The organism is Pseudomonas sp. OST1909, assembly GCF_015277575.1.
Classification (GTDB): Bacteria; Pseudomonadota; Gammaproteobacteria; order Pseudomonadales; family Pseudomonadaceae; genus Aquipseudomonas; species Aquipseudomonas synxantha_A.
This window is the reverse complement of the sequence record NZ_CP063780.1, coordinates 1,092,205-1,114,679: the sequence shown is the minus strand read 5'-3', so window position 1 is coordinate 1,114,679 and position 22,475 is coordinate 1,092,205. Positions and strand designations below refer to the sequence as shown.

Here is a 22,475-nt window from a genome sequence, read left to right as displayed (position 1 = left end):
TCTAACGATGTTCTCTCACCCAAGCAGACAGCAGAAAATCCTGCGGCCATAGCTACAAATATGAAGACACTCTGCAATATCGAATCTATCGGCGCTTATCGGGATCGAGTAATCATTTCAAAAGCCGCCCCATCCCTAAACTTTTCAACTGTTGTCACCGTTCCCAGCTCAGAACCTCAATCAAACATTGATTACACGAAAATGCAGCCAGCCGGCACGATAGATCAGCCGTAGCACCGGCACGTATTAAACTTCGTGCATACTCATCGCTAAGCTCAAGACATTTGTAGGGAACCCCCTACGCAAAGCCGGAAAAAACCCTGCTCACCTTCCTCCCCCTCTGACAGCCACGCAGATAGAACTCAGTCAGACTAATCCAGCAGTTGAAGAAGCAATGAGCAATTGCCCTGCATGCGCATGCGGCTACTTTCAGCAAAACATAATGCTAACACGGGCAAAGTATGTTGTTCATCAGCAATCAAAACCTCAAGATTGCTCTGCAATGCTGCTCGCTGACGAAACCATAATCATTCAACTCACCGAGTTGGTTTACTTCCCTAAATATGTACAAGCTAGGCCCTCTTTAAAAGACCGCTAACTAGCGAATAGCAGTGGCCTTATCAGTTAAGTACGAGATCTTTATAATGAACAGAAGTTACTGTATTATTTGGAGCAACGCAACTCAATCGTGGAAAATCGTTTCAGAGATCACGAAGTCCAGTATCCGAAGCCTATTGAAGATGGCATTACCATCCCTAATCGCGTTGATACTATCGCCACTTTTCTTAGTAGAAAGTGCATTTGCCGGTGGCGGACTTACACTATGCGGCGAGCCTGGAAGTGGCGGAAAAAGCATTGGTGGAGTCGGTCAGTCGGTGCCTCCTACCTGCACTGCCGCTGACTTCAGCCTTAATAATCATTCCACTGATAGCGGGTCTCAAAGGTCGCCTACGCTTCAAACTAGCGTATCAAGTAAAGATAACAACCTCTTTCTAACTGGGGGCAACAATACGAGTATTGAATCAACAACAGGCAATACAACTGTCAACAGCATCAGAGGTACAACAAGCATTAACGGCTCCCAAGGTGTTTCTATCAACGGAGCAGGGACGGGAAGTACTAGTATCGGTGGTAATGGCACTATCTTCGTTCTCACACAGAAAGTCACAGGCGTAGTTGATGGGGTTGTTGGTGCTGGCAGCTCTGATGCTATTACTGGTAACCAGTTAAACAAGACTAACAACAATGTTCAAGCAGTCACTTCCAAAGCGGATACCGCCCAGAAGACAGCAGATGCTGCTGAAGCTGATGCCCGCACAGCTATCACCACCGCTAACGCAGCCAAGGTCGACGCGGGCAAGGCCGTCACTACCGCCAACGATGCTAAGACCGATGCGGACAAGGCTTTCGCCACCGCCGATGACGCCAAAGCTGACGCAGGCAAGGCCGTCGCCACCGCCGATGACGCCAAGGCTGACGCAGGCAAGGCCCTCGCTACAGCTAACGAAGCCAAGGTCGACGCGGGCAAGGCCGTCTCCACTGCCGATGACGCCAAGGCTGACGCAGGCAAGGCCGTCGCTACAGCTAACGAAGCCAAGGTCGACGCGGGCAAGGCCGTCACCACCGCTAACGATGCTAAGACCGATGCGGACAAGGCTTTCGCCACCGCCGATGACGCCAAGGCTGACGCAGGCAAGGCCGTCGCTACAGCTAACGAAGCCAAGGTCGACGCGGGCAAGGCCGTCACTACCGCTAACGATGCTAAGACCGATGCGGACAAGGCTTTCGCCACCGCCTATGACGCCAAAGCTGATGCAGGCAAGGCCGTCGCCACCGCCGATGACGCCAAAGCTGACGCAGGCAAGGCCGTCGCCACCGCCGATGACGCCAAAGCTGACGCAGGCAAGGCGGTCGCCACAGCTAACGAAGCCAAGGTCGACGCGGGCAAGGCCGTCACTACCGCTAACGATGCTAAGACCGATGCGGGCAAGGCTTTCGCGACCGCCGATGATGCCAAAGCTGATGCAGGTAAAGCCGTCGCCACCGCCGATGACGCCAAAGCTGACGCAGGCAAGGCCGTCGCCACCGCCGATGACGCCAAAGCTGACGCAGGCAAGGCCGTCGCCACCGCCGATGACGCCAAAGCTGACGCAGGCAAGGCCGTCGCCACCGCCGATGACGCCAAAGCTGACGCAGGCAAGGCCGTCGCCACCGCCGATGACGCCAAAGCTGACGCAGGCAAGGCGGTCGCCACAGCTAACGAAGCCAAGGTCGACGCGGGCAAGGCCGTCACTACCGCTAACGATGCTAAGACCGATGCGGGCAAGGCTTTCGCGACCGCCGATGATGCCAAAGCTGATGCAGGTAAAGCCGTCGCTACCGCCACCGATGCAAAAAAAGGCGCGGACAATGCCGTTGCTACAGCCAATGATGCTCGAACAGATGCGGGCAGTGCCCTCGTTCAAGCTACTAGCGCCAATACCGCAGCCGAGATCGCGAAGTTCGAATCGATTAAAAATTCAGGAGCGGTGGCGAGCCTAGTTAAACAAGCCAACAATTCGGCAAATGCAGTCGATAGTAGCGGCGACGGAAGCGATGTCGCTGTAGTGAAAAAGGGAAGTAGAGGCATAGCAGTTGGCGCAAGTGCCAATGCACAAGGTCAAGGAGCTGTTGCGGTCGGTGCAGACTCTAAGGCTCCTGGAAATGGTAGTGTCGCGTTAGGGGGCAACGCTTCAGCAACTGCTGCTGGAGCAGTGGCAATTGGACAAAACTCACAGGCAGACCGAGCTCAATCCGTCTCGGTAGGATCCCGCGGCGCGGAACGTCAAATGACGAACGTCGCACCCGCGACTGAAGAAACTGACGCCGTTAACTTGGGCCAAACACTGAATCTGTCTCGACAGTCCTCGCGGCAGGCAGTTCAGGAGGCTAATGCTTATACCGATAGAAAGGTGAGTGACTTGCGACGTGACGCCTTTGCAGGCGTTGCAGCGGCAATGGCAATGTCAGCTCTTCCGCAAGTAACGTCTGCTGGAAATGGGATGATTTCCGTATCTGCTTCAACTTTTGAGGGAGAGTCAGCGGTGGCTATTGGTGTATCGGGCATGTCTGCCAATGGTAGCTGGATCTATCAAGCTAATGGTGCAACCACTACGAGTGGACTTCTGGGAGGGACCGTGGGGGCCGGATACAAATGGTAATAATGCCAAAAGTTATAGCTTGTAGAGATAGATAGTGCTTGACTGTCTTCCTAGAATACTTTAACCCCCATCGTAATAGAATTTTTTGCGCCCCAGCCTTGCTTGCGACATTAGTCGCACGCAACGGCAGGCCCTAGCCTGCTTGATCAGGCGTTCGCACAAAACCTGACCGATATTGAAAAAGACCTGCAGGCCAGGAGCTAACCAGGGCGACGCCTAATGTCGCCCACAAGGAAAGGTCTGATGCCAACTATTGCCGCAAGGCTCAAAAGTGAACGCAAGCGACTAGCTCTCACGCAAGCTGTGATGGCTGACCAATGCGGCATATCTCGCGAGATTTGGGGTCGCCATGAGCAAGCCAAGGGACTGCCAGGAAGTGAGGTTCTGTAAGCTTTCCTAAAAGTAGGAGGAAACGTTCACTTCGTCTTGTCAGGTGAATTCCCAGCGGAGGAAACGCTCCTGATCGAACGTTTCAGGGCATGCCCGAAGATCCTGCAAGATGCCATTTTGCGGGCATTGAAAACAGGACATTAAATGACAGGACAAGTCAGCCTGACAAACCTTTCGATTGTCTATAAAATGAGCGCATATCCCGCCGATCCCTCTAGGAGGTCGACATGATTGTAAAAGCGAATAAGACCAGCAAGACTGATAACCCGCATATCGAAGCTGCTGAGCGCTTTCGTCAGCTGGCTCAGATCCTGGCTGAAGATCCAGTTGAGGCCAAGGCTTTCCGCGTAAAAACTGGCGTGTATAACGTCAAAGGCCAGCTCAAAGCCGCTTATCGCTGATGTATCAACAACTCCCCTCATTTGTCCTGGGCTTTCATGGATGTAATCGCAAAATTGGGGAAGCTGTTATCGCTGGTGAGCATGTTGCGCAGAGCGTCAATGATTATGACTGGCTGGGCGAAGGTGCGTACTTTTGGGAAAATAGCCCAGAGAGTGCGTTGAGCTATGCCGAACATATTAAAAAGCATTCCAAGCGTGGAAAGGGCGCGATCAAAGACCCATTTGTCGTAGGGGCCATCATCGATTTGGGCTTATGTCTAAACCTGACAGACGAAGGTGCTCTCGACGAACTGCGAGGCGCCTATGACATTCTGGTCGCTACTTCCGCGGAAACACCGATGAATATGCCTGGGTTTAATGGCGATCAGGACAACCTTAGGCGCCATCTCGATTGTGCAGTGTTTCAGACCCTTCACCAAGCTCGAGATGCTGTAGGGCTACCGGACTACGCCTCAATCCGCTCTCCCTTCCTGGAGGGCCCAGAGCTATACCCTGGCACTTTCTTCCGCAAGCAAACGCATGTGCAACTCTGCATACGCGATATATCCTGCATCAAGGGCTATTTCCTTCCCAGAAATGCCGACGGTTCGCTCTTTCAACTCTAAGCTTGTTTCTCCCATATACTGATCGAAATCTCATAACTATCAACTTGCCCCTTGAGATATCGACTTTGACTGACTGAAATACCTCTTCGCCCTAAATCCTATTTCCTGCTGCACCAACTGCCGTCATACGGTTTCCTGAGCCTGAACTCACATCAGGTACGGTGCCATGACCGACATCCACACCAACCTCAATCAGTTGCCTCGCTGGTATATCACCCTTTTCCTGCTACTCACGCCCATGGTCGCCCAGGCCGAGACATGGGTGATCACCAATCAAGCACACCCGGTGTCCGCGCCTGCCGGCGTTCGCACCATTCGTCTCGATGACCAACAACGCCTTGAAGAACAGCTGACGGGCCAGCTTCCAGCAGACCCACGTCAGGCAGAAGCGATTATTCAACGCTACTTGGCCAGCCCTGATGGCAAGCGCCTGCAAAGTGAACTGGCTCAGGCCCAGCAAGGCGTCACGGACGCTTGGAGTCTAGGAGTTGAGAAACTCCCGGCCGTAGTCGTTGATCGCCGCTACGTCGTCTATGGAGAGCCAGATGTGGTTAAAGCCGTCGCGCTGATCGAGCGAGCACGGAGCCAGTCACGATGAAGCGCTCACGGTATGCGTTACGGCCACTGTCGCTGGCTATCACCTTCAGCTTGTCCTTCAGTGCATCAGCTGCAATCACCTCGGCCACAATCGTTGCCTCGACGCTGTCGCCGACATGCCTGGAATACAAGGTGGTCGGCATTTGCTATTGGCTGCTCTGCACGCCTTTCGGCTGCAAAGTCAAAACCTCAACCAAGGTTCGTCACTACGTCCCGGACGCAGTGGTGTCTGCATACTCAAATACGGGGATGAATCCATGGATAGAGATGTCGCCTCTTGGCACACTGAACCCTATGGCTCAAGCAGGTAACGACGGTACCACCAACCACGTCGCCGAAAACAACATCATCAAGTTCAAGGAAGCAGACGTGATCGGCCATCCCGGTGGTGCGGCGTTAAGCCAGTTCGCCAGCGCTTCGGGCTATGCCTGCAAAGGCGCAACCTTACCGCTTGTGCCTTACTTCCTCAGCACCCTGGACCCCATTGCCTGGAGATATGGCGTGCCCGAGGCCGTATACCCGGAAGCCCTCATTCCGGGTATGCGCGAGGTCGGCAGCCTGCTGTCTGCGAGCAGCTGGGGGAATGTCTATCCCCGTAGCGGCTTTCTCAACCAGACCGATGACTACAAGACGGGTGCCGTCATTGCACAACGTGCAGGCGATGTGACCACTCGTCTCGGTCAAGTTCACGTCTACCTGCCGATGCTAGCACTTCCCTATCCAGGCTACTGGCCAGCGGGAGCGCTGCGCGAAAGTGACGCCTCAACCGGCAAGTGGCAGGAACTGACCCCGGTGCTCAACCCCACCTGCGCAACATTTCCAACCATCGGACCCAACATCGACGCCCAAGACGGTGGCTACGCTTGGGCGCTTTGGCGCCCGTATTCGTGCTGCCAACGCCGTGGCCAGACCTTCCTCGGCAGTACGGACTACCAATGAACTTCAGCGACCGGAGCACCACATGAAACTCACCCCCTTGGCGATCTGCCTCATCTGCTGTTTCGGCAGCGCCGTAGCTCAATCTGCTGACCCAATCAACGTCTCCTCCTCTGGCAGCGTCATCGGCGACGACGTGCTCTACAACATCGGCGGGGGGAACGCCGTGACAATGGGGAGTGCTGGCAACATGGACAGTATTTCCGTCGGCGGTGGCTGGAACAACAACCTGGTTTGCGGAAACATGAGCATGAGTAACACCCTGCAGAACCAGTTGAATGGTGCCACCTCCGGATTCCAGAACATCATGAGCTCGGTGGTGCAGAACGCCACCAGCGCCGTCGCCTCGCTGCCAGCCCTAATTCTTCAACGTGCCAACCCGGCGCTGTACAACCTGATTACCAACGGCATCTTGCAGGCCCGCTTGGACTTTGACCGGTCCAAAGGTACTTGTCGGGCAATTGGGGAAAAAATGGCTGATATTGCCGGCAATCAGATGGGTTGGGGCAAGCTTGCTGAAGGCCAGGCTATGAGCCAGACACTGGCATCCAATACCGACGCAGTTTCGGCAGTAGAGCAAGTCGAAAAGAAAGGTGGCAACGATGGTGTCACATGGGTAGGGGGTGATCGAGCAGGAGGTTCCGGCCAGAAGCCAATCCGTATCGTGGGTGACGTCACAAAAGCGGGTTACAACCTGCTGAACAAACGCGCGGCCGGCGACACCGGTTCGATCAGCAAGGACAGCTGCAACAACGGCATGGTGTGCAATGTCTGGTCATCGCCACTGGAAGCCACCACCTTCGCCAATCGTGTACTGGGGGAACAGCAACAGCAGACCTGTGACAGCTGCCCTAAAACGGTGACAGCAGCAGGCGTCGGACTCACGCCACTGATCCAGGAAACATACGACACCAAGCTAAAGGCGCTACAGGAACTACTGACCGGAGGCAAAACCTTATCGGTCGAAAATCTTGAAGCTGCGAGTAGTAACTTATTGCCGATCACCCGGGGCGTAGTCGCCGCCCTGAAGGACGAGCGTGATCAGGACGTGCTTGCTCGCAGGCTTGCCTCGGAAGTGGCGCTGTCCGATGTGCTGGAGAAAGCCTTGACCTTACAGCGCACGCTGATGGCGGGTAGCCGAGAGCCAAACGTTGCGGCGAATGACCTCGCCGTCCAGGCAGTCGGTCAGCAAAGCTCCTCGCTGCAGCAGGAAATTGGCAATCTGAAGATGGAGCTGGATATGCGTCAGCAGCTCGCGAAGAACTCCCCTCTGACCATCATTGAGCGCGGCAAAGCTCGGGCCGAAGACTCCCGCGGCGTGTTTCCAGGAGATCCAGAAACGGATCGCCTGAATCAGTTGCAATCACCGGCCAAGAGCAAACAATGAAGTGTAGGCCATGACCGATATTCAAGATCCTGTCGCCATCCCCAACCGCTCACTGACTCGGCGATTCGGGCGGGGCATTTTACTTGTACTCGGCACTCTGCTTGCAACTACCGCCCTCGTAGTGCTACTCAGCGCCGTCTTGATGAGCGTGTTCGACAGTGCTGAGCAATGGCAAGCATGGCGTGTCGACAACTACTGGCCGTTCTTCACCTGGCGACTGATGCTTTATATCGCACTGGCGATTGCCTGGCTCACGCTCAAGGCTCGTTTGCCGCAATCGAAGCGCAAAGGCCTGTTGAAGATCGAGGTCATGGTGGTTTTATTGTTTGCCATGGTTGAGATGAGCAAAGTGCTGTATCAGATAGGAGGTGCCCAGTGACGCTCTACACCAATGATTATTTGGAGTACTACCTGACGCTGGTCGGCTGGATCATCAATAACGGTATCTGGGATATGATTTCAGATACCGGCCTGTTCGCCCTGCCCTTCTGCATAATCGTTATTCGAGAATGGCTCAAGGTCCGTGGAGAAGGGGCCGATGAGGGTAACAAAGGCGTGCTTTCACTGGCCCGGATCGAGACCAACATCTATGTTGGCTACGTCGTCGTCGCATTCTTCGCAGTCCCTGCCGTCAATGTGAGCTTCGATACCTTGGCGTTCGATCAAAGTAGAGCCCAGCAATGTCAGTACAACTTACCTAAACCAGCTGACACGGGTTGGAACACAACATTCAGCTCTCTGGCTGGAAAGACTGCGCAGATGCCCATGTGGTGGGCCTTCATGCATGCGCTGTCAAAAGGGTTAACCAACGGAGCAGTCGCAGCCATCCCTTGTGGGACCGACCTGCGACAAGTCCGGATGGAGGTGAACAACACTAAGATCAACAACCCGTTGCTCGCCCAGGAAATCGGCGACTTTACCCACGACTGTTATGGACCTTCACGCGCCCGGCTCTTCATGCGTCAACCAGACTTGGGTACGAAAGCCAACGATCCCCAGTTCTTGCAGGACCTTAGTTGGATCGGCTCCCATTTCTTGTTGAACACATCGGGCTACTACGACACGGACTACTCCAAGACACCTAAAACGTCCTGGCCATACAACGCTTCGCGTGATGTGGGGTTGCCACAGGTGAGCGGAGGTGGAGGATATCCAACGTGTAAACAATGGTGGTCCGATAGCGGAGTAGGCTTACGAAATCGTATCAAAGATCAAGTTTCACCTGACCTCATGACAAAAATGCTTGGTTGGGCGAAGTGGCTGTCCCAGGACGAAGTGACTGACTCGCTTGTTCGGCAACTGGTCTCACCGTCGAACCAGGTGAAAGGAGATGTTTATACGGACTACGGAGGGCAAATTAACGGGACGGTGTGGAATGGCGCAGCTCGTGTCACCGGCACCCTAGGGGTCGCATTGGGCTCATTGGCATATTTCCCGGCCATGGACATGGTTCGTCAGGCGCTACCAATGGTTATGGCGTTCTTGAAGATGGCGATGGTGATTTGCATCCCGCTGGTACTGGTAGTGGGTGCCTATCAACTGCAGGTGGCCATGACCATGACAGTAGTATTTTTCGCGCTGATCTTCGTGGACTTTTGGTTTCAACTGGCGAGGTGGGTGGACACAACTATCTTGGACGCCCTGTATGGAGCAGGCTCACCCCATTTGTCTTTTGACCCTGTCATGGGACTGAACTCAACAGCCCAGGATGCGATTCTGAACTTCGTCATGGGAGCCATGTTCATCATCCTACCGATGTTTTGGATAGGCGCACTGGGATGGGCGGGAATAAGTGCAGGTAAGGCGATGGAGGGGCTCACACGTGGGACGCAACCAGTTGAAAAGGCGGGTTTAGCTGGAGCCGACATTATCAAAAAAGCAATATAATAAACTCAGGAAGTTACGGATCCATTCATTCTGGATAGATCCGTAAGCGGGTTCTATGCCTTAAATTAATGGGAAAAATTATCCTCATCAGAAATTTCACCCTCAACATTACCCCATGGGTCTAATGGTTGGCCAAATACGTTTCGCCCGTACGGCGCATCGCGATCCTCAGAATTGCCTATGCCACGTAGTCTGGAAAAGTCTCCTACAGCCAAAGCCAGCAATATAAGACCAACAGTCAGGACAGCCATGAACGTATGAGCCAACCATACCCAGGAATATACAGCTAATGCGATTAGGGCAAGACGTTTGACCCAGCGTAAAGTGCGGTTCTCGCTGCACCAAACGATGCGCACCGCACGACCAAGGCTATAGCTCAAGCGACTTGCAAAGGTCTGTGAGGTGTAAGCGGTCATCATGCTTCTCCTAGCCCTCCGTAAACTAGAGGCGCTTTGACATCATTTATAATCCTGATTTCGCGCTGCCGCAAGACCAATGGATAAAAGGATGCGCCGTTATGCGTACGCGGACGCCCTATCCCACTCCACAGTCAAATGGCCCAAAGGGTAAATGGTTTCTAAAATCGAATGGAATGGTTCACAAGGGTAAAAGCCCTACCTGAAAGGGCTTGCTACGCAAAAAGGTCGTAGCCCTCACATGCTGTTAGTCGCAACTCATGGAGCGACACTCAATAAAAAAAGGGTTCGGAACCTCGTCGTGCAACTGTTCTGCGCAGGCGAAGTCACCTGGAGCCTCACACTCATGGCGTAACGCCTCTCGAAATACCCTAACGCAGCCGGTGACCTTTTCCCATTGAAGTAAACCCACCAGTAGCGGAAAAGCCAGTCCATGATTCATTTATGGAGCTGATGATGTTCTCATTCTTCCGCCGCAGCAAAACCTTACCTGCTGCTGCCTCTTCACCAAACGGTTTTATGAAACCTGCCCAGGGACAGGATTTGCTAGCGACCCCACGGCGTCAAAAGTTGCTGGAGAACATTTGGCAGCGTGCTTCGCTATCGCGCTCTCAGTTCGTGGAGCTCTATCGACGTCCACTGGAGCGCTACGCAGAGTTGGTCCAGCAGCTCCCTGCCTCGCAGAACCACCACCATGCACACCCAGGCGGCATGCTTGATCACGGCCTAGAAATCGTCGCCTATGCGCTGAAGATTCGACAGACCTACCTTCTACCCATAGGTGCGCCACCGGAGTCTCAATCGGCCCAGGCCGAAGCGTGGACTGCGGCAGCGGCTTATGGCGCTTTGCTTCACGACCTCGGCAAGATTGCCGTCGACGTACAGATCGAACTGGAGGGAGGTAAAATCTGGCATCCATGGCATGGCCCAATCGATCGTCCCTATCGATTCCGCTACGTGAAAGGACGCAACTACCAACTTCACGGAGCCGCTGCCGCACTGATCTACGCGCAGATTCTCTCCTCAGAAATCTTAGATTGGCTCAGTAATTTCCCCGAAGTGTGGTCGCAGTTAATCTTCATTTTGGCTGGTCAGTACGAACATGCCGGCATTTTGGGAGAGATCGTGGTCCAGGCCGATCAGGCGTCCGTCGCACAGGAACTCGGTGGAAATCCAGCCCGCGCGCTGTCCGCGCCCAAACAGTCTTTGCAGCGTCAATTGGCAGATGGGTTGCGTCACCTGGTCCGAGATACATTCAAACTGAATCAACCCGATGGACCGTCAGATGGTTGGCTGACACAGGATGCTCTTTGGCTGGTTAGCAAGCCTATTGCTGATCAATTGCGAGCCTATTTGCTGACCCAAGGCGTTGAAGGTGTACCCAGTTCGAATGCGCCTTTCTTCAACATGCTGCAAGATCAGGGGGTAATCCAAACCAATGCCCAAGACAAGGCAATCTGGAAAGCCACGATAGACAATGGTCGTGGCTGGCGAAACACCTTCACCCTGCTGAAGCTCTCACCGGCACTGATCTGGAATGATCCAAATGATCGGCCCGCAGCGTACCTGGGGACGCTTGAAGTAGAAGCTGGCAATCCGGCAGGAGACTCTGCAGCTGAAAATACTGTCGCCACACCGGCAAGAAAATCGCCTACGGACATTCAATCCAGTCCTGCGCCGGCGCCTTTAGCACTGGCACAGCCATCACCGTTCGAACTCCCGCAGCATTCCTCGAGCAGTAACGACGAATTTGACGAGCTACTGGCGCTCCTTGGTAACATCAATGAGCCATCAGAAGACACCAAAAACAAAGAGGTCTCAGCGGCACAAACCGCGCCTCCGATACTGGATGACATCCAGCCTTCCCAAACCTCCAATCAACGGGGTGCGCCTCTAGCAATAATCGAAGAAGTCACCCCGATGCCTAGCAATAACACCGAGATCGGTCAGGGATTTGTTGAATGGCTTAAGAAAGGCATCGCATCCCGGACCATTATTATCAACGATACCAAAGCGCTGGTTCACACCGTAGCAGGGACCGCTATGCTGGTAACGCCTGGAATATTCAAGCGCTACGTCCTTGAGTTCCCCCACATCGAACAGCAGGCCAAAGTACAGCAAGTCAGCGCCTGGCAGCTGGTTCAACGCAGTTTCGAGAAACAAAAACTTCATCGAAAAACGCATAAGAGTCTGAATATTTGGACCTGCGACGTTGTTGGACCTCGAAAATCCAAGCAGCTCAAGGGTTACCTACTTGTAGACCCGCGAACAATCTTCTCTGAGGTCCCCTTCGACAATATCAGCCTGTCCTTGAAGTCAGAAGTAACGGAGCCGCCACAATGACGACGCCCTCGAATCTGACGGAGGAATACATCTTTGCCCATGATCTACGACCTGCCAGTGCAAAGATCTATCGTGCCTCGACCAAAGCACTACTTAAGCATTTCCGAACGGCCTCAGTTGAGGAGATAGATCATCGTGCGATTCTGGCATGGCGAAAAAAAGTCCTTGAGAAGGGATTATCCAAACGCAGCTGGAACACCTATTCAAATCACCTTCGAACTGTTTGGGGTTACGCCATAGAACACGGCCTGATGACACATACCTCGATCAACCCATTCAAGAAAACCAGCGTTATCCCACCTAAGCGAGCCAGCAAGACAATCAATGGAGACGCTATCCAACGAGCACGCAACTGGCTCACATCCCTTGTAGGCCAAGAACGTTGTACGCATGAACGCAGCCAGATAACACCAGCATGGTTCTGGCTCAGCGTTTTCGAGATGTTTTATTACACAGGCATACGCCTGAATGCCCTGCTGTGCCTGCGCTACAAAGATATCGACTGGGACAGCCAGATGATCTTGGTCCGCGGTGAAACAGAGAAGACCCATCGGGAGTTTTTCCTCCCCATTATGGAAGGACTCGCTCCACACTTATCCAGGATCCTGGGGGAGGCCGAGAAAATTGGTTTTTCACCAGACGATCAGCTGTTCAACGTCAACAGATTCTCTCGTCACTTCCATGGCAAGGAAATGAACATCGACCAGGTGGAGTCAATGTACGGCAAGCTCACCGATAAGATCGGCGTGCGCATGACCCCTCACCGCTTCAGGCACACATTAGCAACAGACCTGATGAAGCAGCCTGAGCGAAACATTCATCTCACGAAAAGCCTGCTGAATCACTCGAATCTAGCGACAACGATGAATTACATTGAGGCGGACTACGACCATATGCGTGCTGTTCTGCATGAGCGAAGCCTGGCTCAGGGCGCTCTAAGCCGAGTGAGACGGGTTGATCCAAGTGGCACACCCTCTACCCCCTTACCCGCCAAGATAGGTGTGCACTCAAAGGATACCGCTCAACCAGAGCCCAAGAAGTTGCCAGCTCCACAACAATCTAGCAGCACAGAGGTCAGTATTGATCGGCCGACCAAGTCGACTGGCCGAAGCGCGCTACAGAGGGCTCTCGAGCTCGCATCTGCGCAACTGCATCGCGAGTCAATAACATGCTCTATGGACCCACCAGTAGATCAAGTAGAGCAGAGTCTACTATTGACGCTAATGGCGAGCGGGCTTGGTGTCGGCACATTCAGGAAACGCACCTCAACTGAGCATTCAATGCGAAGCTCATCATTTTCTCGAGCATCGCCCTAGTACGCTCATAAGCAAAGCGCACTGCCTATAGGGAATTCTGGTTGGCCAGAGGCTTTCGCTTGCCCGGAATAAAGCGCCATGTCGAAATCCGGCTTTTTTCAGACGAACGGTACGACTTTGCTCCAGGCACAAAAAAAGGCGCCATAAAGGCGCCTTTTTTCACTAAATATGGTCGGGGTAGGGGGATTCGAACTCCCGACATCCTGCTCCCAAAGCAGGCGCGCTACCGGACTGCGCTATACCCCGGAATGCGCATCGCAAAACCGATGCACATTGACATCATGACGAACCGAAACTACTGTTCGCCTCAGACGGCTGCATGTCTACGGCGATATCTAAGTGCTGTAACACTTTCCAAAACCGTAAAACCGCCTTTAATCAGAGCTATAACCTCTGACTCTAAGATTTGATTCCAGCGCTAACTGGTCTCAAAAATGGTGGGTCGTGTGGGATTCGAACCTACGACCAATTGGTTAAAAGCCAACTGCTCTACCAACTGAGCTAACGACCCAAATATGGTCGGGGTAGGGGGATTCGAACTCCCGACATCCTGCTCCCAAAGCAGGCGCGCTACCGGACTGCGCTATACCCCGATTTGAAATTGGCTCCGTGACCAGGACTCGAACCTGGGACCCAATGATTAACAGTCATTTGCTCTACCGACTGAGCTATCACGGAACTACATATTTCAAATTTACTGCTGTGTAACCTTCTCTTCGACCCTGTCCGTATCGCTACGTTAGCATCTCTGAGGCGCGCTATTCTACAATCTTAAAAACCCCTGTCAACCCTTTAAATTGCTTTTAAGACAATGATTTGCGCTTCTTTCTGATTTCTTCTTGGGGAGAAGAAACCCGTGGGCTGACGTTGCTGCGGGGCGCACTTTACAAGCCTTTGCCTTACAGTTCAACGCCCTATCGAAAAAAAAGGCCTCGCAATGCGAGGCCTCTTGTTATTACACCGGTTGCAGGTCTTAGTGGAAGACGATTTCGTCGTCTTTCACCGTTGCCGTGACGCGAGTGCCCGGCATAAAGCTGCCCGACAGGATCAACTGTGCCAGCGGGTTCTCGATCCAGCGCTGGATCGCACGCTTCAACGGCCGTGCGCCATACACCGGGTCGTAGCCCACTGCGATCAGCTTGTCCAACGCCTCGCCGCTCAGCTCAAGGTCGAGCTCACGCTCAGCCAGGCGACTGCGCAGGCGGCCCAACTGGATTTCGGTGATACCCGCAATCTGATCCCGTGCCAGAGGCTCGAAGATCACCACTTCATCCACCCGGTTGATGAATTCCGGGCGGAAGTGGGTGGTCAAGGCGTCCATCACCGCTGCGCGCTGGGCCTCGCGATCCCCCACCAGTTCCTGGATCTGTGCCGAGCCCAGGTTGGAGGTCATCACGATCACCGTATTGCGAAAGTCCACCGTACGCCCGTGGCTGTCCGTCAAGCGACCATCTTCCAGCACCTGCAGCAAAATGTTGAACACATCCGGGTGCGCCTTCTCGACCTCATCCAGCAGGATCACCGAGTAAGGCTTGCGTCGCACGGCTTCGGTCAGGTAACCGCCCTCCTCGTAGCCCACATAGCCTGGTGGTGCGCCGATCAGGCGAGCCACCGAGTGTTTCTCCATGAACTCGGACATATCAATGCGCACCATGGCCTCTTCAGTATCAAAGAGGAACTCGGCCAGGGCCTTGCACAGCTCAGTCTTACCTACGCCGGTCGGGCCGAGGAACATGAACGAGCCGCTTGGACGGTTCGGGTCGGACAAGCCGGCACGGGAGCGCCGTACCGCATTGGATACCGCCACCACAGCCTCTTCCTGACCGATGACGCGCTGGTGCAACAAACTTTCCATTTTCAGCAGTTTGTCGCGCTCGCCTTCGAGCATTTTCGAGACAGGAATGCCGGTCCACTTGGAGACCACTTCGGCGATCTCCTCCTCGGTCACCTTGCTGCGCAGCAACTGGTTCTCAGGCTTGCCGTGCTGGTCGACCATCTGCAGGCTGCGTTCCAGGTCCGGAATCACACCATATTGCAACTCAGCCATGCGGCTCAGATCGCCTTTACGACGCGCGGCTTCCAGTTCCTGACGGGACTGCTCGATTTTCTGCTGGATCTGCGCCGAACCCTGTACTTCGGCTTTTTCCGAGGTCCAGATTTCTTCGAGGTCCGAATACTCACGCTCCAGACGGACGATTTCTTCCTGAAGTTTTTCCAGGCGTTTCTTCGCTGCCTCGTCCTCTTCTTTCTTCAACGCCTGGGATTCTACTTTCAGTTGAATCAGGCGCCGATCCAGGCGGTCGAGCACTTCCGGCTTGGAGTCAATCTCCATGCGAATGCGGCTGGCCGCTTCGTCGATCAGGTCGATGGCCTTGTCCGGCAACTGACGATCGGTGATGTAGCGATGGCTCAGCTTGGCCGCCGCAATGATCGCGCCATCAGTGATCGCCACCTTATGGTGGACCTCATAGCGCTCTTTCAGGCCCCGCAGGATCGCGATGGTGTCTTCTTCGCTTGGTTCTTCCACCAGCACTTTCTGGAAACGCCGCTCAAGGGCCGCATCCTTTTCAATGTACTGACGGTATTCGTTGAGCGTGGTCGCACCGACGCAATGCAACTCGCCCCGCGCCAAGGCCGGCTTGAGCATGTTGCCAGCATCCATCGAGCCTTCGCCTTTACCGGCGCCAACCATGGTGTGCAGTTCGTCGATAAACAGAATGATCTGGCCTTCCTGCTTCGACAATTCATTAAGCAGGGATTTCAGTCGTTCTTCGAACTCACCACGGAACTTGGCACCGGCGATCAGGGCCCCCATGTCCAGGGACAACAGGCGCTTGCCTTTCAAGCCGTCCGGCACTTCACCATTAATGATGCGCTGGGCCAGGCCCTCGGCAATCGCGGTTTTACCCACGCCAGGCTCACCGATCAGCACCGGGTTGTTCTTGGTGCGGCGTTGCAGAACCTGGATAGTGCGGCGGATTTCGTCGTCACGACCGATCACCGGGTCGAGCTTGCCTTCTTCGGCGCGCTTGGTCAGGTCGACGGTATATTTGTCCAGGGCCTGACGCGACTCCTCATGGTTGGGGTCGTTCACGGCCTCGCCGCCACGCAGGTTGTTGATGGCGTTTTCCAGAGCTTTCTTGCTCACGCCCTGGCCCAGCAACAATTTGCCAAGCTTACTGTTGTCGTCCATAGCGGCGAGCAGCACCAGTTCGCTGGAGATGAACTGGTCACCCTTCTGCTGGGCCAGTCGGTCCGCCTGATTGAGCAGGCGCGCCAGGTCCTGGGACATATTCACGTCGCCGGTAGGGTTTTGAATTTTCGGCAGTTGGTCGAGCTCTTTGCTCAACTCCTTGCGCAGGCTGTTGATGTCAAAGCCCACCTGCATCAACAAGGGTTTGATAGAGCCACCTTGTTGCTCCAGGAGCGCCTGCATCAAGTGTGCCGGCTCAATCGCCGGATGGTCGAGGCCGACCGCCAGGGATTGGGAGTCCGATAAGGCCAACTGCAATTTGCTGGTTAAACGATCAATACGCATTAGTCACCTTCCTTTTGAGCAGGCCGGAGCTATGAACAAACACATCCTGAATGAAGAAACCTGCCAGATACCCTTATAGATGGGGTGGATTCTGGGGGTTTCAAGCGGCGGACGGTTGATACAGGTCAGGACAGTCTAGCGTTCAAGCCAGATAAGGGAGGCGAATCGGCCCGTACGCGGGCTGCGGCGATAAGAAAAGAAGCGTGGATCGGTCACGGTGCAAAAACCACCACCATATACAGCGGTGACACCGTTTGCTGCCAGACGCAGGCGCGCCAGCTGGTAGATGTCGGCCATGAACTTGCCGGGGTTGTGGCTGGGAACAAAGGCTTCAGCGGTGGCCGGCAGTTGCTGCATGAAGGCTTCACGTACTTCCGGGCCGACCTCAAAGGCTTGCGGGCCAATGGCTGGGCCGAGCCAGACCAGGACGTCTTCAGGAGCAGTATCCAGGCTTTCGAATACAGCCTCCAGTACGCCAGCCGCCAAGCCACGCCAACCGGCATGGGCTGCGGCAACCCGGGTACCCGCCCGATTACAGAACAGCGCAGGCAGGCAATCGGCGGTCATGGATGTGCAAGCGATGCCGGGGGTGCTGGTCCAACTGCCATCTGCCTCGACAGTACGGCCTGGATCGGCCTCAACCACGTGAGTACCGTGGACCTGGCGCAACCAGGCAGGCCGGATATCGAAGGCGCCGCTCAGACGCCGGCGATTTTCAAGGACTGCCTCAAGGCTGTCCTCGACGTGATCGCCCAGGTTAAGGCTGTCGAACGGCGCCAGACTGACGCCGCCCGCACGAGTGGTGACGCAGGCTTTGACCTGAGACGGCGCGGGCCAGTCAGGAATCAGCCAGTCACTCATCCGATAAACGCCTCACGATCCTGCTTGAGCAGCGACAACAACCAGACCAGGTCGTCTGGAAGTGGCGATTCCCAGCTCATGCGCTTACCGCTCGTCGGATGATCCAGTTCCAGGAAGCGTGCGTGCAGTGCCTGGCGCGGGAAGGACTTCAGCGATTCGACCATTGTCTGGCTTGCCGCCGGCGGAATACGGAAGCGCCCACCGTAGGCAGGATCGCCGACCAACGGGAAGTTGATATGCGCCATGTGCACGCGAATCTGGTGGGTGCGCCCGGTTTCCAGCTTGACCCGCACATGGGTGTGGGAGCGGAAACGCTCCAGCACACGGTAGTGGCTAACGGCTTGCTTGCCGCCTTCCATCACCGCCATACGCTGGCGCTGCTGGCCGTGGCGACCAATCGGTGCGTTGATCTTGCCCCCGGCCACCACCACACCGATCACGATGCACTCGTAGATCCGGCTGACGCTGCGACTCTGCAACTGAGTAACAAGCTGCGTCTGCGCCTGAATGGTCTTGGCCACCACCATCAAACCGGTGGTGTCCTTGTCCAGACGGTGCACGATGCCGCAGCGCGGGACATTGATGATGTCCGGGACGTGGTGCAACAGGGCATTGAGCAAAGTGCCATCAGCGTGCCCGGCAGCCGGGTGAACCACCAGGCCAGCGGGTTTGTTGATGACCAGGATGTCGTCGTCTTCATAGACGATATCCAGCTCGATGTCCTGGGCGACCCATTCTCCCTGGGCTTCCTGCTCGGCAGTCAGCTCAAGAATCGCACCGCCATGGACTATGTCTCGCGGGCGGATAACCGCTCCATCCACAGTCAGGCGGCCGTCTTTGATCCAGGCGGAAAGGCGCGAGCGCGAGTGCTCAGCGAATAATTGTGCGGCGACTTGATCGAGGCGTTGGCCGCCCAATTCGGACGGCACCTCTGCGCGAAGTTCAATTTTATCGGACATGCTCAGACTAGGCGTGGCACAGCCTTTGGTTTCGGCTGCGCGCTTGTGGTTAAATACGGCGTCTTTTGCCCCGAGGCTTTCAACGGGGCGCTCATCATAACAGGACGGCCCCGCCCAAGACAGCGGCCGTCATAGGGACGCAAGCCGCCATGCAAGTGAAACACCTGCTGCTGATCGCCATCCTCGCCATGACTGCTGCTTGCTCGTCAACAAAGGACGTCGTCGACGAAAACCTGAGCGAAGTCGAGCTGTACCAGCAAGCTCAGACAGACCTGGACAATAATAGCTACACCAGCGCCACAGCGAAGCTGAAGGCATTGGAGTCGCGCTACCCATTCGGCCGCTATGCCGACCAGGCCCAGTTGGAGCTGATCTACGCCAACTACAAGAACGCCGAGCCGGAAGCTGCCAAGTCCGCTGCCGAGCGTTTTATCCGCCTGCACCCACAGCACCCGAACGTGGACTACGCCTACTACATGAAGGGCCTGACCTCGTTCGACCAGGACGTTGGCCTGCTGGCGCGCTTCCTGCCGCTGGACATGACCAAGCGTGACCCGGGCGCTGCACGCGACTCCTACAACGAGTTCGCCCAGCTGACCAGCCGCTACCCCAACAGCCGCTACGCGCCGGACGCCAAGCAGCGCATGATCTACCTGCGCAACCTGCTGGCCTCCTACGAAATCCACGTGGCTCACTACTACCTGACCCGTCAGGCCTACGTAGCTGCCGCCAACCGTGGCCGCTATGTTGTGGAGAACTTCCAGGAAACCCCATCCGTGGGCGACGGCCTGGCGGTGATGACCGAGGCTTACCAGCGTCTGCACCTGGACACGCTGGCGACCACCAGCCTGGAAACCCTGAAGCTCAACTACCCAGATCACCCAAGCCTGAAAGACGGCCAGTTCGTGCCTCAGGTTGCCGAAGCCGACAACCGTTCGTGGCTGAGCAAGTACACCTTGGGCCTGATCGAGTCTCGTCCGCCACTGCCGCCGGGTGAAACCCGCGCCAACCAGGACGTGATCAAGCAGTACCAGGACGCCAAGGATGCCATCCCTTCGGACCTCAAGCCTCACGACGAGAACGGCGACGTTATCGAAGAAGAGGAGCCGCAGGCCCTTGGCAACAACGAAGACCGTTCGTGGTTCAGCTACATGACCTTCGGTGTGTTCGACTGATTGTTCGACGCAACGCAAAAGGGAGCTCTGAACGAGCTCCCTTTTTTATGAGCGAGTATTTATTGCGCTGTGCGCCTGTGGCCAGCTTGGCTAAACTGGCGCATTCCTTGTCGAGAAACTGCCCATCATGCTTCGTCTACTGTTCTGGATTGCCGTCATTGCTGCCGCGGTATGGTTCTGGCGCAAATTCAAAAACCCTGCAGCCCGCCAGCAACGACCTGCCGAGCCGAACGCAGCGCTGATGGTGCGATGCGCCCACTGCGGCGTGCACCTGCCGCAGGATCGCGCACTGAGTTCGCGCCAGGAGTGGTACTGCACCCAGGCGCATCTGGAACAAGGGCCGAAGTCTATCCAGCGTTGAGGCGACCTGCCGGGGCATAAGGCGCCGGATCAATGATCGGAGCCCGCCCCAACAGCAAGTCGGCGAACAACTGGCAGGAGGCCGGTGCGAGCACCAGGCCATTGCGGTAATGCCCGCAATTGAGCCACAAGCCCTGAAAGCCGGGAACCTCTCCGATATAGGGGATACCTTCCGGCGAACCGGGCCGCAACCCCGCCCAATGCCCGACCACCTCGGCGTCCGCCAAGGCGGGGATCAGTTCCACCGCAGACGCCTTGAGGCTCGCCAACGCAGTTTCGGTCGGCGTCTTGTCGAACCCCTCATGTTCCAATGTGCTTCCAATCAGAATGTGCCCATCGCGGCGGGGGATTGCATAGCGCCCCTTGGCCAAGACCATGCTGGATAAAAAGTCGGACGCGCACTTGTACAGGATCATTTGGCCTTTGACCGGCTCCACGGGAAGGGTCATGCCCAGTGTGCTCAGCAACTGCCCGCTCCAGGCCCCGGCGGCGAGCACCACCTGATCGGCAAAAACCGGTCCCGTCGCAGTGTTCACCCCCACCACGCGATTGTTGTTCTGCACAAAACCCGACACTTCGCAGTGCTCGTGAATCGTCACATCCGGCAACGCCAGCAGCGCCGCTTTCAAGGATTTTACCAGGCGCGGGTTGCGCACATTGGCCACATCGGCCATGTAGATCGCCCGGGAGTAACCGCCTCCCAGCGCCGGCACGGCATCATGAGCCTGGGACACGTCCACCTTGCTCAATGGCCGCCCTTCACGCGCAGCCCAGGCCAGTGCATCAGCTTCATCATCCAGGTCAAGCCAGTACAAACCCGTGGTATGGACCTCGGGATCGACACCGGTCGCAGCAAACAAACGCTGTGCCAGCTGCGGATAGAAATCCTGGGACCAATGGGCCAATGCAGTCACGGCCGGGCTATAACGCCATGGATACAACGGCGAGACAATTCCGCCACCTGCCCAGGAAGACTCCTGCCCAAGCCCCGCACGCTCCAGCAGCATGACTGCCCGCCCTTCTCTGGCAAGGTTGTACGCCGTCAACAGCCCGATTACTCCGCCGCCGACAATCACCACTTGCTGTTGCTTTGCCATCATCTGATCCCGCCGATAAACAGGGAAAGGCGCGCCCGGCGCCCACTCTTCAAGCACTCTCATCACTGCCCCCAGCAGACTTTGCGCGACATTTCAGGCGCCGCTCCCGGGTTGCTTCGCATACCGGTGCTGCTCAAGCTGAAAGCTGCACACGCGTCGTCCGCCATGACTGAGTCCACAGCAGGCGTAGCGAGCAAGTCGAAATCCTGGGGGTTTAAAATCGCACTGATTCTATAGTGATCGTTGCCCGCAATGACGCCGCCCGCATCAATAAAAGTGCCATCTCTGGTATATGCGCGCTCCAGATGCTGGGCTTGCTCGCTCAACAACGCGACGATTTGCGCGCGATACACCTTTTTTACCTGGCCGATGTACCCGGGATACGCAATGCCAGCCAACAACGCAACGATCGCCACGGCGATCAATAACTCCATCAGGGTAAAGCCCTGGCTATCCATGCCCATCCCATTGCTCCTTATTGAAGTTGCCGCCATGAAATCCGTCGAAACCTGACGTTGCCGCCCTCCTCCACCCGGGCATAAACCGACTCCAACACCGTGCGCGATTGGCCTGCAAGGCCCACGGCAGTGATGCGAAAGAGCGCTGCCCGTGTACCGGGCGGCAAATGAGCCAGCCCTGCTCCTTCCCCCAGGGATTGAACGCCATAAAATCCGCCCCTCAAGGCCAACCAGGTGACCGCTGAGACAGGGTTTGCCCCGGCGCCAGTCAAGGAAAATGCTTCATTGGGCGGCGCACACGTAATAACCGAGTGGCACACAGGCATCGCAGGGCCGCCCCTCTGCACAACCGACTCCCCCCGCCGCAAACCGCTTTCAGCAGACTGAAAGGATTGATTACGCTGCCACAGGCTACTCGCGACTTTTTGCTGGGCGACCGCCCCCTGTATCGACGAAAGCCCCACCTGCGATAACAACAGCAGGAATACCAGACTGATCAGCAGCACCATCCCGTTCTGCCGTACCCGAATACCGCCTAGCATCGACATC

19 protein-coding genes and 4 tRNA genes are annotated in these 22,475 nt (G+C 55.8%); 12 read left to right on the top strand and 11 right to left on the bottom strand.

All coding sequences use genetic code 11. The features are described from left to right. The first annotated feature begins 611 nt into the window (after positions 1–611). From IH404_RS04870 to IH404_RS04835, 8 genes are all read left to right on the top strand, one after another. A complete protein-coding gene (locus IH404_RS04870) occupies positions 612–3,200 on the top strand; it encodes a YadA-like family protein (protein WP_194440050.1) in 2,589 nt (862 codons plus the stop codon). Between the two features lie 617 nt (positions 3,201–3,817). Then, complete coding sequence (locus IH404_RS04865) at positions 3,818–3,991, top strand: hypothetical protein (protein WP_194440049.1); 174 nt, start codon at positions 3,818–3,820, stop codon at positions 3,989–3,991. Further along, entirely contained in the window at positions 3,991–4,596 is a 606-nt protein-coding gene (locus IH404_RS04860) for a hypothetical protein (RefSeq protein WP_194440048.1), read from the top strand. The genes IH404_RS04865 and IH404_RS04860 overlap by 1 nt, the downstream gene beginning before the upstream one ends. Positions 4,597–4,834: 238 nt before the next feature. Beyond that, a complete protein-coding gene (locus IH404_RS04855; RefSeq protein ID WP_242462662.1) occupies positions 4,835–5,194 on the top strand; it encodes a TIGR03757 family integrating conjugative element protein in 360 nt (119 codons plus the stop codon). Continuing rightward, on the top strand, positions 5,191–6,132 hold the full coding sequence (locus tag IH404_RS04850) for a TIGR03756 family integrating conjugative element protein (RefSeq protein WP_194440046.1): 942 nt from the start codon (positions 5,191–5,193) through the stop codon (positions 6,130–6,132). Before IH404_RS04855 ends, IH404_RS04850 begins: the two co-directional genes overlap by 4 nt. A 22-nt stretch (positions 6,133–6,154) precedes the next feature. Next, entirely contained in the window at positions 6,155–7,516 is a 1,362-nt protein-coding gene (locus IH404_RS04845) for an integrating conjugative element protein (RefSeq protein ID WP_194440045.1), read from the top strand. Positions 7,517–7,526: 10 nt separating this feature from the next. Further along, a complete protein-coding gene (locus IH404_RS04840; protein ID WP_194440044.1) occupies positions 7,527–7,895 on the top strand; it encodes a hypothetical protein in 369 nt (122 codons plus the stop codon). After that, entirely contained in the window at positions 7,892–9,403 is a 1,512-nt protein-coding gene (locus IH404_RS04835) for a conjugal transfer protein TraG N-terminal domain-containing protein (RefSeq protein WP_194440043.1), read from the top strand. Before IH404_RS04840 ends, IH404_RS04835 begins: the two co-directional genes overlap by 4 nt. Before the next feature lie 65 nt (positions 9,404–9,468). Here the strand turns inward: IH404_RS04835 and IH404_RS04830 are convergent, their stop codons facing one another. Beyond that, positions 9,469–9,819 carry a hypothetical protein gene (locus IH404_RS04830; RefSeq protein ID WP_194440042.1) on the bottom strand — a complete coding sequence of 117 codons (351 nt, stop codon included), beginning with the start codon at positions 9,817–9,819 and terminating at the stop codon, positions 9,469–9,471. A gap of 456 nt (positions 9,820–10,275) precedes the next feature. Between IH404_RS04830 and mobH the strand changes: the two genes are divergently transcribed. Both mobH and IH404_RS04820 read left to right on the top strand, forming a co-directional pair. Continuing rightward, positions 10,276–12,162 (top strand): MobH family relaxase, encoded by a 1,887-nt coding sequence (gene mobH, locus IH404_RS04825; protein WP_194440646.1) that lies wholly within the window; start codon positions 10,276–10,278, stop codon positions 12,160–12,162. Continuing rightward, a complete protein-coding gene (locus tag IH404_RS04820) occupies positions 12,159–13,478 on the top strand; it encodes a site-specific integrase (protein WP_194440041.1) in 1,320 nt (439 codons plus the stop codon). The genes mobH and IH404_RS04820 overlap by 4 nt, the downstream gene beginning before the upstream one ends. A gap of 169 nt (positions 13,479–13,647) precedes the next feature. On the opposite strand, the gene IH404_RS04815 is transcribed toward IH404_RS04820, so the two are convergent. From IH404_RS04815 to rluD, 7 genes are all read right to left on the bottom strand, one after another. Beyond that, a tRNA-Pro gene (locus tag IH404_RS04815) sits at positions 13,648–13,724 on the bottom strand. 189 nt (positions 13,725–13,913) lie between these two features. Continuing rightward, positions 13,914–13,989 (bottom strand) — tRNA-Lys (locus IH404_RS04810). A gap of 5 nt (positions 13,990–13,994) precedes the next feature. Beyond that, positions 13,995–14,071, bottom strand: a tRNA-Pro gene (locus tag IH404_RS04805). A gap of 9 nt (positions 14,072–14,080) precedes the next feature. Continuing rightward, a tRNA-Asn gene (locus tag IH404_RS04800) sits at positions 14,081–14,156 on the bottom strand. 295 nt (positions 14,157–14,451) lie between these two features. Further along, complete coding sequence (gene clpB / locus IH404_RS04795) at positions 14,452–17,016, bottom strand: ATP-dependent chaperone ClpB (protein WP_005784667.1); 2,565 nt, start codon at positions 17,014–17,016, stop codon at positions 14,452–14,454. Between the two features lie 135 nt (positions 17,017–17,151). After that, positions 17,152–17,877, bottom strand: a complete 726-nt coding sequence (gene pgeF, locus IH404_RS04790; RefSeq protein ID WP_194440040.1) for a peptidoglycan editing factor PgeF — start codon at positions 17,875–17,877, stop codon at positions 17,152–17,154. Then, complete coding sequence (gene rluD / locus IH404_RS04785) at positions 17,874–18,836, bottom strand: 23S rRNA pseudouridine(1911/1915/1917) synthase RluD (protein WP_005784662.1); 963 nt, start codon at positions 18,834–18,836, stop codon at positions 17,874–17,876. The genes pgeF and rluD overlap by 4 nt, the downstream gene beginning before the upstream one ends. Positions 18,837–18,985: 149 nt before the next feature. On the opposite strand from rluD, the gene IH404_RS04780 reads away from it, so the two are divergent. Both IH404_RS04780 and IH404_RS04775 read left to right on the top strand, forming a co-directional pair. After that, positions 18,986–20,011: an outer membrane protein assembly factor BamD gene (locus IH404_RS04780; protein ID WP_005784660.1), complete on the top strand. Its 1,026-nt coding sequence runs from the start codon at positions 18,986–18,988 to the stop codon at positions 20,009–20,011. Between the two features lie 127 nt (positions 20,012–20,138). Continuing rightward, a complete protein-coding gene (locus IH404_RS04775) occupies positions 20,139–20,372 on the top strand; it encodes a PP0621 family protein (protein ID WP_005784659.1) in 234 nt (77 codons plus the stop codon). Here IH404_RS04775 and thiO read toward each other — a convergent pair. The 3 genes from thiO to IH404_RS04760 form a co-directional block, all read right to left on the bottom strand. After that, the gene (thiO, locus tag IH404_RS04770; protein ID WP_005784658.1) at positions 20,359–21,468 is read right to left on the bottom strand and encodes a glycine oxidase ThiO; all 1,110 of its coding nucleotides are present in this window, start codon (positions 21,466–21,468) and stop codon (positions 20,359–20,361) included. The genes IH404_RS04775 and thiO overlap by 14 nt on opposite strands. A gap of 62 nt (positions 21,469–21,530) precedes the next feature. Continuing rightward, positions 21,531–21,932, bottom strand: a complete 402-nt coding sequence (locus IH404_RS04765; protein WP_005784657.1) for a type IV pilin protein — start codon at positions 21,930–21,932, stop codon at positions 21,531–21,533. A gap of 11 nt (positions 21,933–21,943) precedes the next feature. After that, complete coding sequence (locus IH404_RS04760) at positions 21,944–22,474, bottom strand: PilX N-terminal domain-containing pilus assembly protein (protein ID WP_032803250.1); 531 nt, start codon at positions 22,472–22,474, stop codon at positions 21,944–21,946. Position 22,475 lies beyond the last annotated feature (1 nt).